General features: G+C 63.8%; 13 protein-coding genes. 6 read left to right on the forward strand and 7 right to left on the reverse strand.

What is annotated here, in order from left to right; genetic code table 11:
* Positions 1–1,155 (forward strand): class I SAM-dependent methyltransferase, encoded by a 1,155-nt coding sequence (locus tag KIO74_RS00235; RefSeq protein ID WP_213329236.1) that lies wholly within the window; start codon positions 1–3, stop codon positions 1,153–1,155.
* A gap of 74 nt (positions 1,156–1,229) precedes the next feature.
* On the forward strand, positions 1,230–2,087 hold the full coding sequence (gene pgeF / locus KIO74_RS00240) for a peptidoglycan editing factor PgeF (protein WP_213329240.1): 858 nt from the start codon (positions 1,230–1,232) through the stop codon (positions 2,085–2,087).
* Here pgeF and KIO74_RS00245 read toward each other — a convergent pair.
* Both KIO74_RS00245 and KIO74_RS00250 read right to left on the reverse strand, forming a co-directional pair.
* Complete coding sequence (locus KIO74_RS00245; protein ID WP_213329244.1) at positions 2,077–2,832, reverse strand: SDR family oxidoreductase; 756 nt, start codon at positions 2,830–2,832, stop codon at positions 2,077–2,079. The genes pgeF and KIO74_RS00245 overlap by 11 nt on opposite strands.
* Positions 2,829–3,632 (reverse strand): glycosyltransferase family 2 protein, encoded by an 804-nt coding sequence (locus KIO74_RS00250; protein ID WP_213329247.1) that lies wholly within the window; start codon positions 3,630–3,632, stop codon positions 2,829–2,831. The genes KIO74_RS00245 and KIO74_RS00250 overlap by 4 nt, the downstream gene beginning before the upstream one ends.
* A gap of 345 nt (positions 3,633–3,977) precedes the next feature.
* On the opposite strand from KIO74_RS00250, the gene KIO74_RS00255 reads away from it, so the two are divergent.
* Complete coding sequence (locus KIO74_RS00255) at positions 3,978–4,694, forward strand: outer membrane protein (protein ID WP_213329250.1); 717 nt, start codon at positions 3,978–3,980, stop codon at positions 4,692–4,694.
* 372 nt (positions 4,695–5,066) lie between these two features.
* Positions 5,067–5,825, forward strand: a complete 759-nt coding sequence (locus KIO74_RS00260; protein ID WP_213329253.1) for an outer membrane protein — start codon at positions 5,067–5,069, stop codon at positions 5,823–5,825.
* 195 nt (positions 5,826–6,020) lie between these two features.
* On the opposite strand, the gene KIO74_RS00265 is transcribed toward KIO74_RS00260, so the two are convergent.
* The 4 genes from KIO74_RS00265 to KIO74_RS00280 all read right to left on the reverse strand — a co-directional run bounded on the left by KIO74_RS00265 (position 6,021) and on the right by KIO74_RS00280 (position 8,852).
* On the reverse strand, positions 6,021–6,626 hold the full coding sequence (locus KIO74_RS00265; RefSeq protein ID WP_213329255.1) for a glutathione S-transferase family protein: 606 nt from the start codon (positions 6,624–6,626) through the stop codon (positions 6,021–6,023).
* A gap of 167 nt (positions 6,627–6,793) precedes the next feature.
* On the reverse strand, positions 6,794–7,636 hold the full coding sequence (locus KIO74_RS00270) for a 23S rRNA (adenine(2030)-N(6))-methyltransferase RlmJ (protein ID WP_213329259.1): 843 nt from the start codon (positions 7,634–7,636) through the stop codon (positions 6,794–6,796).
* Positions 7,633–8,256 (reverse strand): ribonuclease T2 family protein, encoded by a 624-nt coding sequence (locus tag KIO74_RS00275; protein ID WP_249731106.1) that lies wholly within the window; start codon positions 8,254–8,256, stop codon positions 7,633–7,635. Before KIO74_RS00275 ends, KIO74_RS00270 begins: the two co-directional genes overlap by 4 nt.
* Positions 8,257–8,399: 143 nt before the next feature.
* Positions 8,400–8,852 carry a hypothetical protein gene (locus KIO74_RS00280; RefSeq protein ID WP_213329265.1) on the reverse strand — a complete coding sequence of 151 codons (453 nt, stop codon included), beginning with the start codon at positions 8,850–8,852 and terminating at the stop codon, positions 8,400–8,402.
* A 162-nt stretch (positions 8,853–9,014) separates the two neighbouring features.
* On the opposite strand from KIO74_RS00280, the gene dapB reads away from it, so the two are divergent.
* A complete protein-coding gene (gene dapB, locus KIO74_RS00285) occupies positions 9,015–9,824 on the forward strand; it encodes a 4-hydroxy-tetrahydrodipicolinate reductase (protein ID WP_213329269.1) in 810 nt (269 codons plus the stop codon).
* 78 nt (positions 9,825–9,902) lie between these two features.
* Here dapB and KIO74_RS00290 read toward each other — a convergent pair whose 3' ends face one another.
* The gene (locus tag KIO74_RS00290; protein WP_249730815.1) at positions 9,903–10,946 is read right to left on the reverse strand and encodes an extensin-like domain-containing protein; all 1,044 of its coding nucleotides are present in this window, start codon (positions 10,944–10,946) and stop codon (positions 9,903–9,905) included.
* A gap of 439 nt (positions 10,947–11,385) precedes the next feature.
* Here KIO74_RS00290 and KIO74_RS00295 point away from each other — a divergent pair, with 439 nt between their 5' ends.
* On the forward strand, positions 11,386–12,357 hold the full coding sequence (locus KIO74_RS00295) for a TIM44-like domain-containing protein (RefSeq protein WP_213333898.1): 972 nt from the start codon (positions 11,386–11,388) through the stop codon (positions 12,355–12,357).
* Positions 12,358–12,427 lie beyond the last annotated feature (70 nt).

Raw genomic sequence — 12,427 nt, forward strand, 5'->3', positions numbered from 1 at the left:
ATGTCAGAAGACGAAACCCCGCTCGGGCATGAGCTGAAGCAATTGATCGCGCTCCAGGGGCCGATCAGCGTCGAGGCCTTCATGGCGGTATGTCTCGGCCATCCGCGCTACGGCTACTACATGACGCGCGACCCGCTCGGCGCTGGCGGCGATTTCGTCACCGCGCCGGAAATCTCGCAGATGTTCGGCGAGCTGCTGGGGCTCTGGGCGGCCGAGACCTGGCGATTGATGGGTGCGCCGGTGGCGATCAATCTGGTGGAGCTCGGTCCCGGCCGTGGCACGCTGATGGCGGATGCGGTGAGGGTGGCACGCGTCGTGCCCGGTTTCCGTGAAGCGATCTCGATCCATCTCGTCGAAACGAGCCCCGTCTTGCGCGCCCGGCAGGAAGCGACATTGGCCGACGCTGGTGAGGTGGCCTGGCATGCATCGGTCGATACGCTGCCTGACGGGCCGGCCATCATCCTCGCCAACGAGTTCTTCGACGCGCTGCCGGTCCGCCAGTTCCTGCGGACGGATCAGGGGTGGCACGAGCGTCTGGTCGGCTTGAACGACGCGGGCGAACTGACCTTCGGCATCGCCGCCGCGCCATCCCCCGAGATCACGACCGAGGGCCCGGTCGGTGCCCTGCTCGAGGTGCCGCGCGCCGGCCTCGCCGTGGCGGGCGAGATCGCGCAGCGTCTCATTGCTCAAGGTGGGGCACTCCTCGCCATTGACTACGGACATATGCGCTCCGGCTTCGGGGATACCTTGCAAGCGGTGCGCGCTCATCGCTTCGTCGATGTGCTCGCGACGCCTGGAGAAGCGGACCTGACGACCCATGTCGACTTCGCCCTGATAGGCAAGGTCGGACGCCTCGCGGGCGCGGCCCAACACGGGCCGATGACCCAGGGCGAGTTCCTGACCGCTCTCGGCATCAACGAGCGGGCGGCTGTTCTGAAGCGCAAGCTCGTTGGCCGTGAGGCGGATGCGATCGACCACGCGCTCGCGCGGCTCGTCGAGGGTGGCCCTGGCGGACGGGCGCGCATCGAGGCGGCCAACGAAAACGGGACAGCCGCGCCGGAGGGCATGGGGCAATTGTTCAAGGTCATCGCCTTGGCCGATCCGGCCCTGCCACTTCTTCCTGGCTTCACGGCCCGGATCGCACCGGGCGTTTGAGGCTTCCCTTCTCGCGCGGGGCCGTCGATCATGAGCCAGCCAGCACGAATTCTGTCGCCAACCAGCGAGCGCCCATGACCTCTGAGCCCAAGAACTCTGAGCCCAAAGCCTCTCAACCCACGCCGCAGCCCGAGAAACCACCGCGTTCCCGATCCGCCGCGGTCGCCATCGAAGTTGAGGCCCTGCGGCTGCCGGGCGTCACCCACGCCTTCTTCACGCGTCAGGGCGGGGTGTCCGAGGGGTTCTACGCGAGCCTCAACGGCGGTGTCGGATCATCGGATGATATCGTGAGAGTTGGCGAGAATCGCCGGCGTATGGCGGCCTATCTCGGCGTATCGGCCTCACATCTGCTTGGGCTCTATCAGATCCATTCTCCCGACGTCATTACCGTCGAGACACCCTGGCGCGACGGCGAGAGGCCCCGCGCCGACGCCATGGTGACGGCCACTCCGGGGATCGCGCTCGGCGTTTCGAGCGCCGACTGCGGCCCGCTGCTGTTCGCGGACCCGCAGGCGGGTGTCGTCGGCGCGGCCCATGCTGGATGGAAGGGAGCCTTCACGGGGGTGGCTGAGGCCACGCTGGCCGCGATGGAGGAACTCGGCGCCCGCCGCGAGGCAACGACGGCGGTTCTCGGGCCGACGATCAGCCGGGAGGCCTATGAGGTCGGGCCTGAGTTCCGCGAGCGCTTCATGGAACAGGACGCCGGCAACGCGGCCCACTTCACGCCGTCGGGCCGGGATGGCCACGCGATGTTCGACTTGCCGGCCTATATTGTCGCGCGCCTGACGCTGGCGGGCGTTGGCCGCGTCTTCGACACCAGCCTCTGCACCTATGGCGACGAAAAGCGCTTCTACAGCTATCGCCGGACCACTCATCGCGGTGAAGGCGACTATGGCCGCCTGATCGCGGCGATCGCGCTGGCTACTCGCTGACTTCCGTATCAGGCGTGCGCCAGATGAGATGCTGGCCGCCGTCCACAGCGAGGATCTGCCCGGTGATGCTGCGGGCCTGCGCCAGGAACAGCACGGCGTCGGCAATTTCCTCCGCCGACGGTCCGTGGCCGAGCAGGGCGGCGGATCCCTGGCGCGCGAAATCATCGACGCTCTGGCGCTTGCTGCGCAGGGTCGGGCCCGGTGCGACCGCATTGACCCGGATACGTGGTGCGAGCGCCTGCGCCATGGTGCGGGTCGCTGTGGCAAGCCCCGCCTTGGAGAGGGTGTAGGAAAAGAAATCCGGCGTCAGTTTACGGACGCGCTGGTCGAGAATATTGATGACCGCCCCGTTCCGGTCCTGTGGAAGGTGCTCCGCCATTTGCTGCGCGAGAAACACGGGCGTGCGCAGGTTCACCGCCATCTGCTCATCCCAGCCGCCGCCGGTCATCGTGGCGAGCGCGTCTGGCTCGAACAGCGACGCGGAATTGACCAGAAGCGTGATCGGGCCGAGCGCCGCCACTGTTCTCGCGGTGAGTTCGACCGCCGCGTGCGGCGCCGCGAGGTCTGCCTGAATCGCGGCGGCCTGCCCGCCGGCGGCCTTGATCTCTGCGACGACGACTTCGGCTTCGTCGCGCGACTGGCCGTAGTGCACCGCCACCGCGTAACCGGCCTGGCCGAGGCGCAGCGCGATGACCCGGCCGATGCGGCGTGCGCCTCCCGTTACCAGTGCGATCTCGTCCCTCACAGGCGTCCCTCATCCCTGGCACGTGACACAAGGCGCCGCTCGACATGTTTGGCGACGCGCAGGTAGCGATAGAACGCGAAGTTCATCGCCGTCATGAAGCCATACAGGCCACGAATGGCATGCCGGCGTCCAATATAAGCCTTGAGGAAGGCTGCTGGAAATTCGACGAACAGCCGCAAGGTGGAAACCTTCGCGCCGCGCGCGTCGAGATCGTCCGCGAGGGCATCGGTGTAGCTGTTGAGCTTGGCGAGCTGGTCGCCGAGCGAGCGCACCGAGAAATGATGGATCGTGCCCCTGAGCCGTTTGACCCGCGCGCCGGCGACGAGCTGGACCCGATCGTGTACCGTCGAGGGCGAGTAACGCCCTTTGTCGCTGCGATAGAGCCGAACGGGTGCGAGGGCGTAGGCGAGGGCGTGGGGGCGGCCTTCGCCGGGAAAGATCTCCGCGATGCGGATCTTATAAGCATCGGCGCCGGGCTCGCCATGGGCAAACAGCCCCGCGATCTCGTTGGCGAGATCCGGCGGCACCACCTCATCCGCATCGACATTAAGGAGCCAGGGATGACGGCATTGTTCCTCGGCGAATCGCTTCTGTGGCCCATAACCCGGCCACTCATTATGGACGACACGCGCGCCCAGGCTCTCCGCGACTGACACCGTGTCATCGGTGGAGCCGGAATCGACGACCACGAGATCGTCGGTGAGGTCGCGAACGGCGCGGATGGTCGCCGCGATGCGGTCGCCTTCGTTGCGGGCGATGATGAAGACGGAAAGAGGCAGCGCGGGGCGTTTCGTGGGCATGGCTGCCTTTTTAGGCATGGTCTCCGGGGGTCGCAAGACGCTCGTTCGCGGTGGTCATGCGCGGGGCCTTGATCAAATGGAGCATGCATCCAAGGGCGCCGATCCCCGCGCGGATTGGCCATCAAGTTTATACTTTATGTATATACTCAGTATTTATTTATAATATTCTGAGTATAAATTGTAATAATGCAACTTATTATTGTATTTTAAACGCATATCAATCAAATTAATTCTTATTTATTGATATATTACCATGAGTATTGCAAGTGAATTCGGGTGAGTGACGGCCTGAATGCAGGGTCATTCTGCCATTACTTGCTATTTTTTGTCTCTCTGGAGCATTTTATGCATAAGTTGTCTTGCATTGCAGCGCTATCTCTTCTTGGCGCATGCGGCCTTGCGGGCCAGGTCATGGCCGCCGATCTCCCTTCGCGCATGTCCGCGCCGGTGGCTCCCGCCCCAGTTGTTGCCACACCGCCTGCTTTCAGCTGGACCGGCTTCTATGCGGGTATCAACGGTGGTTATGGCTGGGGCGGCCTGCCGAATTACAAGAAGGATCTGGAGCCCGGACAGCGCGTGAAAACGACAGCCAACGTGATGTTCGGCGGCCAGGTCGGTTACAACTATCAGTTCGGCTCTTGGGTGGTCGGCGCTGAAGCTGATTTCGACAAGCTGAATGGAAGTGTAAAAGGGCACGACAGCGAGTTCGGTGTGTCGGAATCGTACCGGCGGGAGTACATGGCAACGGGGCGGGCGCGCCTCGGATATGCCTTCGATCGGCTTCTCGTCTTCGGGACGGCTGGTATCGCTCTCGAAAAGACGAGCCTATCCCTCAACGATCCGGACGCTGAGAGCTTCGGACGTTTGTCTAAGTCGGCCTGGAGCAAGGGCTTTGTCGTCGGCGCCGGCGTCGAATACGCGTTGACGGACAATGTCACTGCCAAGGGCGAGTATCTCTACACGAAGTTCGGCAAGCAGACTTATAGACTGGGCGACGAGAAGTTTGTGGCTGAAGGGCGGTCTGGTAGCGTCGTTCGTGCGGGTCTGAACTACAAGTTCTGACCGGAGATATCCTTCTCCATTAGCCCGCCCGGTTAACTTTTTATTAACCATGCAAGGTGGAACTTGCGGCGGGCCTTTAACGACACTTCCGGTCCCGTTTTCCGGGGGCGGAAGTGCTTAGGACATGCCGGAATGCCCCTCATTAACGGCGCATTGCCTGTTTCCTTGGCATTGACGGCCTCGCGTTAACCATCCCTAACATTTGTTAACCAATCGCCGCCTCAATGACGGGCGTTTGCCACATTTTCGCCATCTATCATTAGGGGCGCTGTTGCCAGCCTGCAACAGACGTAAGCCGAAGTTTGCGTTACAAGAGGGCAAGTCCAGAGCGAAACGCATCAAACGCTCAATGGAAGGCAACAGGAGTTCGTTATGAAGAAGGTTCTTCTTGCTGGCGTGGCCGCCGCAGGTCTCATGGCTTCGGGCGCGGTCGCTTTCGCGGCTGACCTGCCGAGCCGTCGTGTCGCCCCGGTTGCGCCGGTGGTGGTTCCGATCTTCACGTGGACCGGCTTCTACGTCGGCGTGAACGCCGGTTACGGCTGGAACACCAACAGCAACAAGGGCTATGTCGATCCCTACTCGGGCTTCGTCTATGGCACCGATTCCAGCGACGGCGGCTTCGTCGGCGGTGGCCAGATCGGCTACAACTATCAGTTCGGCCAGTTCGTTGCCGGTGTCGAAGCCGACATCCAGTACGCTGACCTGAACTCCTCGAACAACAACAACTACGCTGTGAACCCGTACTACGGCTATGCTTCGGCCGGCGGCAACGGCGTCGAGTGGTTCGGCACGGTCCGCGCCCGTCTCGGCTTCGCCTTCGACCGCGCCCTCATCTACGCAACCGGTGGTTTCGCGTATGGTGGTGGCCAGAACGGCAACGGCACGTACTACAACGGCGCGTTCATCAGCCACGGCGACTCGACCGTCACCGGCTGGACCGTCGGCGGTGGTGTGGAATACGCCTTCACCGACAACCTGACCGCCAAGATCGAGGGTCTCTATGTGAACCTCGGCAACAACGGCAACAACAGCAGCTACCTCTGGAACAACTACTACACCGGCAACAACAGCGACGACACCGAGTTCGGTGTGGTTCGCGCCGGCCTGAACTACAAGTTCTCTGGCTTCTAATTCTAGTCGCCAGTCTAAAGAACGAGCCGGTGGGGCAACCCGCCGGCTTTTTCTTTGTGGCGGTGCGATGACGGCAATCAGGCGAAACGTTGAGCCGTTGCCCGTGAGAACGCACCCATGAAAAAGCCTGCCACCCGGCTTTCGGGGGCAGGCTTTCTTCGTTGAAGAAGGGGGGGGGGCGCGCCCCCGCACGTGTCAGGCAGGCGCCGTTTCCGCGAAGGCCGGCACGGTCTTTTCAAACGCCGCGAGCCAAGCGACGAGTTTGGGCTGCTCCGCGCGCCATGCGCCGTCGAAGCGCAGGTCGAGATACCCCAAGGCGCAGGCGATCGTGATCTGTCCAGCATCGGGGATCGCTGTGGGCGCCGCCGGCGGGTTTGCCTCCAGGACAGCAAGGCTTCGTTCGACCTTGCCGTGCTGATGCGCGATCCATTTCGGCTCATGCTTGTCCGCCTCGCGCCAACGCCGCTCATAAACCAGCAGAAGGGCGGCATCGAGGAGGCCATCGCCGAGGGCTTGTTGCGTGAGCACGTCGAAGCGTGCCGCGTCGTCTGGAATGATACGTCCACCGCCCGCGAGGTGATCGAGATACTCAAGAATCACCGGTGAATCGAACAGCACACGCCCGTCCTCGAGAATGAGGGCCGGGATCTTGCCGAGTGGGTTTTGGCGGCGGATCGAATCATTCGGATCGGCGGTGTCCGTCGTCACGACATCGATGCGATCCCAAAGGCCAAGTACTTTCGCGGCGATCTTGACCTTGCGGCCGAAGGGCGAAGGCGGGGACGAACGCAATGTCAGCATTGTGGTGTTCCTAACTCTGCCGTGAGATGCAGTCTGGTGAACCTATGGCATTCAATCGGGACACTTCCCCGATGTCGTTTCGATGAAATGGCTCGGTTATTGGAGGGGCGTCGCCGGTCTCGCCGCAGGGGCCGCGACAGGAGTTGACCAACATGAGGGCCGCGCGGTCATCCTTCCCGCAACCATTCACACCGAAAGCCGGCGCGACTATCGCGTGCCAGGCGTTTCGCAAGCGCAGGCAAGAGGATCTCCGCTTCCTCGGCGAGCTTCCACGGTGGGTTGATGACGACGAGGCCGCAGCCATTGAGGCGGGTTGGATCAATCCTCGTCTCAATCATCAATTCGAGCCGCAGGGTACCCGTCCTCGATCCCGTCGCCAGGTCGTCGGCGAAACGGTCCGCATCGGCGGGGTCCTTGATGGGATACCAGCCGGCGAAAATGCCGGTTTCCCATTTCGACTGGGCCTTGAGCATTTCACGCCCGAGGCGCGCAAGTTCTCCGACCTCCTCGAAGGGCGGGTCGATCAGCACGAGGCCACGCCGCTCCTTCGGTGGAATCATCGCATTGAGCGCGGTCCAGCCATCGAGTTCCAGCGCCTTGACCTGCCGGTCGCGCAGGAAGAGGGCGGCCAGTCTCGCGGCATCCTCCGGATGGCGCTCGACGACGATGGCGCGATCCTGGCGGCGCAGCATCAAGCGCGTGATCATCGGGGAGCCGGGATAGCCGGCCGGATTGGTCGCGCGTACTGCGCTGATAGCCTGTCGATAGGGGGCCAGCAAAGCCTCGACATCATCACCAAAGGGCTCTTCCAACCGGCCGATTCCGTCGCGCCATTCTCCGGTGCGTTGTGCCTCCTCGCCGTCGAGATCATGCAGGCCGATTCCCGCATGCGTATCAATCACGCGGAAGGCTGCATCCTTCTTGAGGAGATGCGCGAGGATACGCGTCAGCAACACGTGCTTCATCACATCGGCGAAATTGCCCGCGTGATAACCGTGACGGTAATTCATTGCGGTTGCGGCACAGTGATGGAGCCACCGCGGCAGCCCCGGCGGTCAAGCTGAGGGCAGGTCTGGAAACTGCGCAGATCCTTGGAGAAACAGATGCGCACCTCGCTCAGGGTTCCCCTGCGACAGGCGACGGACATCATGTCGGTTCGCAGACCGGGATTCGCGGCAACGAAGGCGCGTTCCAGATCAAGAGGCGTCCATGTCGCGTCGCTTTGCATGGAAGTAATTGCCGGAGGGATAACGACCGCCTCGCGGGCGCGTCGTACGGCGGCAAAATAGTCCGTCGGGCTTAAACCCGAGCAGGTTCCGTGCTTGCGCCACTGATAGCGCGCCAATCCTTCGTCGGGATAGAGCCCCGTGGTTGTGGCGATCGCCGCCCGTGTCGGCTGGACGGCGGTCGCCGAACAGGTCGTTGGAAAGCCCTGAGTGTATTGGGGCCAGAGGCCGTGCACCACAAAGCCGAGCTTGCTGCCGTTCCGGCATTGATCGTAGCGATCCGGAGATGCGTTGAGCTCGCAGAACCCGGGCGACCAGGACAGGGCAAGAACATAGAAATCGAACTGGCCGGGAGGGGCGCCGCGACGTTCGCCGGCGCCTTGCGCGGAGACGGCCGTGAGCATCGCGAACGACAGGCCAGCACAGGCGGCGGTGGCGAAGGCGAGGCGGCGGACGTGCCTGGCGCGCGTGGATGGAGCCGCCACAAACGACGGTCGAAACCGGTAAGCGGGATTATCTCCCGTGTGGATCCCTACCGGCATTCAGCTTACGGCAATGCGGTCTTGCACCAGGGGGCGAAGCTCCAGCCGCGGTCGATGCCGCGCACGCAGAACTCGACATTCCAGCCGAAGCCGATCCCGCCGAGACCGGCACGGACGGAGTAGATCACCTCGCGCTTGACGCCATCCGTGACCAGCGTCGTTGCCCTGCAGAAGCGCCGCGGGATGAAATCGTCGCCCCAGGGGTTCAGGGCGATTTGCCGGATACGCTCGAACTGAGCCAGGCGAAGGTCCGAATTCCAGTACTCGGATTCCTTGCTTGCGAAGCGCATGGCCACTTCTGAAACCACGGCGACTGAGTCGCAGGCAGGGAGATTGCGCGTCACGTTGATGGGGTCGAGATCCATCGGCATATGAGGTTCGCCGGGGGCACGCTCGCCGGCGAAGCTGAACGAGCTCGCTGTGGCGAGCATCAGTGAAGCGGCGATCATCCTGCGCATGACAACTCCGACGCGTGGTGGCTCCGACAGCCGATATGGCCCAGCTTGACCATACAATTTTTCTGGACCATGCGGAATGGAGCTTGCGGGGTCAAGCGCAGCCGCGCCACAGTGACCCAAGAAGTGCTTCTGGCGCGAAATTGTCCAACAAAAGGTGCTGATATGGCTGGCATTCGTATCGTCGTTGCGGGGGCGACGGGTTGGGTCGGACGGGCGCTTGTTCCAGCTGTTATCGCGGCAAAGGATCTGGTGCTGGCCGGCGCGGTCAGCCGGGGCGCGGCCGGACAGGATGCGGGGGAGGCCATTGGGCAGCCGACCGCAGGTGTCATTGTCGCGGCCTCGCTCAGGGATGCGCTCGCCATCCCGTCGGACGTCGTCATCGACTACACCAAGCCGCATGTTGTGAAGGGCAACGCGCTGATGGCGATCGAGGCGGGCCGCCATGTGGTGATCGGCACCTCGGGCCTTGGTGCTGAAGACTACGCCGAAATCGATGCAGCCGCGCGCAAGGCGCATGTCGGCGTCCTCGCAGCCGGCAACTTCTCCATCACGGCGACTTTGCTCAAGCGCTTCGCACTGGAGGCTGCTCGCTACGTTCCGGACGTTGAAATCGTCGACTATGCGGCCGCCTCGAAGCCCGACGTACCGTCGGGAACCGGGCGTGAGCTCGCCGAAGTGCTAGGAGAGGCGCGGCAGGCCGGCACGGCCAAAGCTGTTGCCGATCTCTCGGGCCTGAAGGAAACGCGGGGCGCCAGTGTCGGCGCGCCTATTCCCGTACAGGTGCATTCACTGCGTCTGCCGGGTTACGTCCTGTCCTGCGAGGCCCATTTCGGGCTGCCGGACGAACGCCTGCTCATCCGCCACGATGCCGGGTCGTCGGCGGCGCCTTATGTCGCCGGTACACTTCTCGCCGCCAGACGTGTCGCGGAGCAGCCGGGTCTCCGGCGCGGGCTCGACAGTTTGATGGCCTGAACACGCAGAAGCCATGAGGTCTGTCGGGTCCAAGGCAAGAGGCCTTGAAACGCCGTTGGCCGTGGTCGAGATCGCGGATTAGCGCCCGATCAGACCAGGCGGGCGCAGGTCCATGTCAGAAGACAGCCGACGCGGTGGCGGGCTCTGCGGCGGCGCGGGATAGGGTGTGGGGCTGTAGCCCGCCGCCGGCGCGTAAGTTGGGTCCCGCGAAGCGCTCGGACGTGGCGCCGGATCAGGCGACGTGATCGCGAGCGGCGGGGCGGCGGGGGCGAGGCCCGATGTCGGGATATCGCCGCCTTCTTCGCCCGGCCCGTGGTCAGGCAGCGGGCCTTCCGCAGGCAAGTTGAATTGGGGCTGTGCGGCAGCCGGTGGATTACCGGTGGCCGCTATGGGCGCGCCGTAGGACATTGGCCTGTCGGGGTCGATGCGCGGCGCGAATTTGATGACGGGTTTGCAGATTGTCCGGCCTCTGGCGTGACGCGCGAGGTCCAGGTGAAAATGGTCATTGTGATGGGCATCGGCTCCCGGCCCCAGGACCGTTGAGAAATAGCGACAGGAACCGACAAAGATCTCCCGCAGGAACTCCTGCTCCTCGGGCGCGCCGCGCCAGCCCTTGAGAACCGTAATCACTCGCCCGTCGGCGAAAGTCAGCGACATGATGTCGACCGCGTTGCCGTAGGAATGCTCTGAGCGTGGGGCCCCAGCCTTGTTGTTCATGGTGCGGCAGTTGTAGGAGCCCGCGTTCACGCCCGTGACCGGCTGGCCAAAATAGAGCATGGCCGCCGGCTGCACGATCTCCGCGAACCAGCGATCTGTCGTCGTGATCGCCGGGCAGGCAAGCAGCGCGCGGGATTTCAAAGTGATGCTGCCCTCACTGAAGGCGCTCACACGGAACGGATAATCCATGCCACAGGCACCAGGGCCTGAAATGGCGCGGGCCTGCTCGAAATAAGCGGATGCGCGCACGTCCTTGTGCGTCGCCAGACATGCGACCTCCGCCTCGCCGCGCCAGGCTGCTCGCTTTTCCATGACGAACAACCCGCATCCGGCGAGGGCCAGGACGACCAGTATAGATCCGCCCAGTTTCCACGAAGGCAGGCGGCTGAAGGGGCGGCGCGCCATACGCATTACTCCGCGCGCTGTCACTGTAAGGCTTGAAGAATGCGAGCATTGTCCTAACGGAATCTCAACGTCGCCCGGCCCGCGGAGGCGGTCGCATATCGTCCGCCCGCTTACAGTGTTGCGAGGAACAGTGAAGCTCGCGGACGAGCGATCTTCTGGGAAAGTCGTGCTGATGTCGCGGACCCTTGACGTCCCGCAGTGGCGAGACCTCGCGAAAGCATCGCAAAATCATGAAAAACATGTTGGAGAGGCCTTTCCAACGGCTGATGCGTTCCCTATCTTCCATGCATCGGGCGAATGGCGGCTATGCCTGCCGTTCGCAGGTCGCCACGCCGGTTGATCAGCTCGCCGGCAGCAATTGATTTCGACGGGAGGGACGACGTTGTTGAGAACCTTGGGTCGCCGCGGTGGTTTCGTTGCCATCGCCACGCTTGCCTTGATGGTCACGGCGAGTGTCGCGGAGGCGCGCGCAGGTCGCAGCGGGGGCATGGGCAGCAGGGGATCGCGCACCTATAGCGCGCCGCCGCCGACCGCGACCGCGCCAACCCAGGCGGCTCCGCTCCAGCGCTCCACAACCCAGCCCAGCGCGGCCCAACCGAATGCGGCACAGCCCGGCATGGCGGCCCGTCCCGCGACGCCCCCGCGCTCCGGTCTTTTCGGCGGCGGCTTTGGAACGGCCCTGATGGGCGGTCTGCTCGGCGCGGGCCTGTTCGGCCTTCTCTCCGGCAGCGGCCTGTTCGGTGGCCTCTCCGGCCTCGGTTCCATCCTCGGTCTCCTCCTGCAGGTGGGCCTGATTGTCGGCCTCGTCATGCTGGCGATGCGCTTCTTCCGCCGTCGGCAGGAGCCGGCCATGGCCGGCGCCGGCCCGATGGGTAACGGCATGAACCGCAGCGCGCTTGGTGGCGGGCTCGGTGGTCTAGGCGGAGGTCTGGGTGGCCTCGGCAAGGGGCTTGGTGGCGGCCTGGGTGGAGCCCCGGCTCCAGCCGCTCCGGCGACCCCGGTGGACGAGCTTGATATTCAGCCGTCCGATTTCGAGGCTTTCGAGCGCACGCTCATCGACGTGCAGGCCGCCTATTCGAATGAGGACCTGAACGCGCTCCGCCGCCTGGCGACGCCGGAAGTGGTCGCCTTCATGGCCGAGGATCTCGCCAGCACGGCGGCTGAGGGCCACATCAACCGTCTTTCCGACGTCAAGCTCCTGCAGGGCGATCTTGCCGAGGCGTGGCGTGAGGGGGATGTGGAATACGCGACTGTCGCCATGCGCTTCTCGCTGATAGACACCCCCCTTGACCGTGAGACGAACAAGATCGTCGCGGGCCATGCGGAACTGCCCTCCGAGGCGACCGAACTCTGGACGTTTCGTCGTTCGAAGGGCGGCAAATGGATGCTCTCGGCGATCCAGCAGGGCTGAGAACAGGCCGGCTTCAAGGCTGAAATGGAAAAGGCGCCGCTTGTACGGCGCCTTTTTGTTGCCGGTCATT

It is taken from the genome of Chelatococcus sp. HY11, from assembly GCF_018398335.1.
Taxonomy (GTDB): Bacteria; Pseudomonadota; Alphaproteobacteria; order Rhizobiales; family Beijerinckiaceae; genus Chelatococcus.

Bases quoted from the DNA above. Each gene is read 5' to 3' on its own strand.
- KIO74_RS00260 (WP_213329253.1), top strand. From the start codon at position 5,067: ATGAAGAAGGTTCTTCTTGCTGGCGTGGCCGCCGCAGGTCTCATGGCT.
- KIO74_RS00290 (WP_249730815.1), bottom strand. From the start codon at position 10,946: ATGGCGCGCCGCCCCTTCAGCCGCCTGCCTTCGTGGAAACTGGGCGGA.
- KIO74_RS00270 (WP_213329259.1), bottom strand. From the start codon at position 7,636: ATGAATTACCGTCACGGTTATCACGCGGGCAATTTCGCCGATGTGATG.
- KIO74_RS00295 (WP_213333898.1), top strand. From the start codon at position 11,386: ATGGTCACGGCGAGTGTCGCGGAGGCGCGCGCAGGTCGCAGCGGGGGC.
- pgeF (WP_213329240.1), top strand. From the start codon at position 1,230: ATGACCTCTGAGCCCAAGAACTCTGAGCCCAAAGCCTCTCAACCCACG.
- KIO74_RS00265 (WP_213329255.1), bottom strand. From the start codon at position 6,626: ATGCTGACATTGCGTTCGTCCCCGCCTTCGCCCTTCGGCCGCAAGGTC.
- KIO74_RS00275 (WP_249731106.1), bottom strand. From the start codon at position 8,256: ATGCTCACGGCCGTCTCCGCGCAAGGCGCCGGCGAACGTCGCGGCGCC.
- KIO74_RS00280 (WP_213329265.1), bottom strand. From the start codon at position 8,852: ATGCGCAGGATGATCGCCGCTTCACTGATGCTCGCCACAGCGAGCTCG.
- dapB (WP_213329269.1), top strand. From the start codon at position 9,015: ATGGCTGGCATTCGTATCGTCGTTGCGGGGGCGACGGGTTGGGTCGGA.
- KIO74_RS00250 (WP_213329247.1), bottom strand. From the start codon at position 3,632: ATGCCCACGAAACGCCCCGCGCTGCCTCTTTCCGTCTTCATCATCGCC.
- KIO74_RS00255 (WP_213329250.1), top strand. From the start codon at position 3,978: ATGCATAAGTTGTCTTGCATTGCAGCGCTATCTCTTCTTGGCGCATGC.
- KIO74_RS00235 (WP_213329236.1), top strand. From the start codon at position 1: ATGTCAGAAGACGAAACCCCGCTCGGGCATGAGCTGAAGCAATTGATC.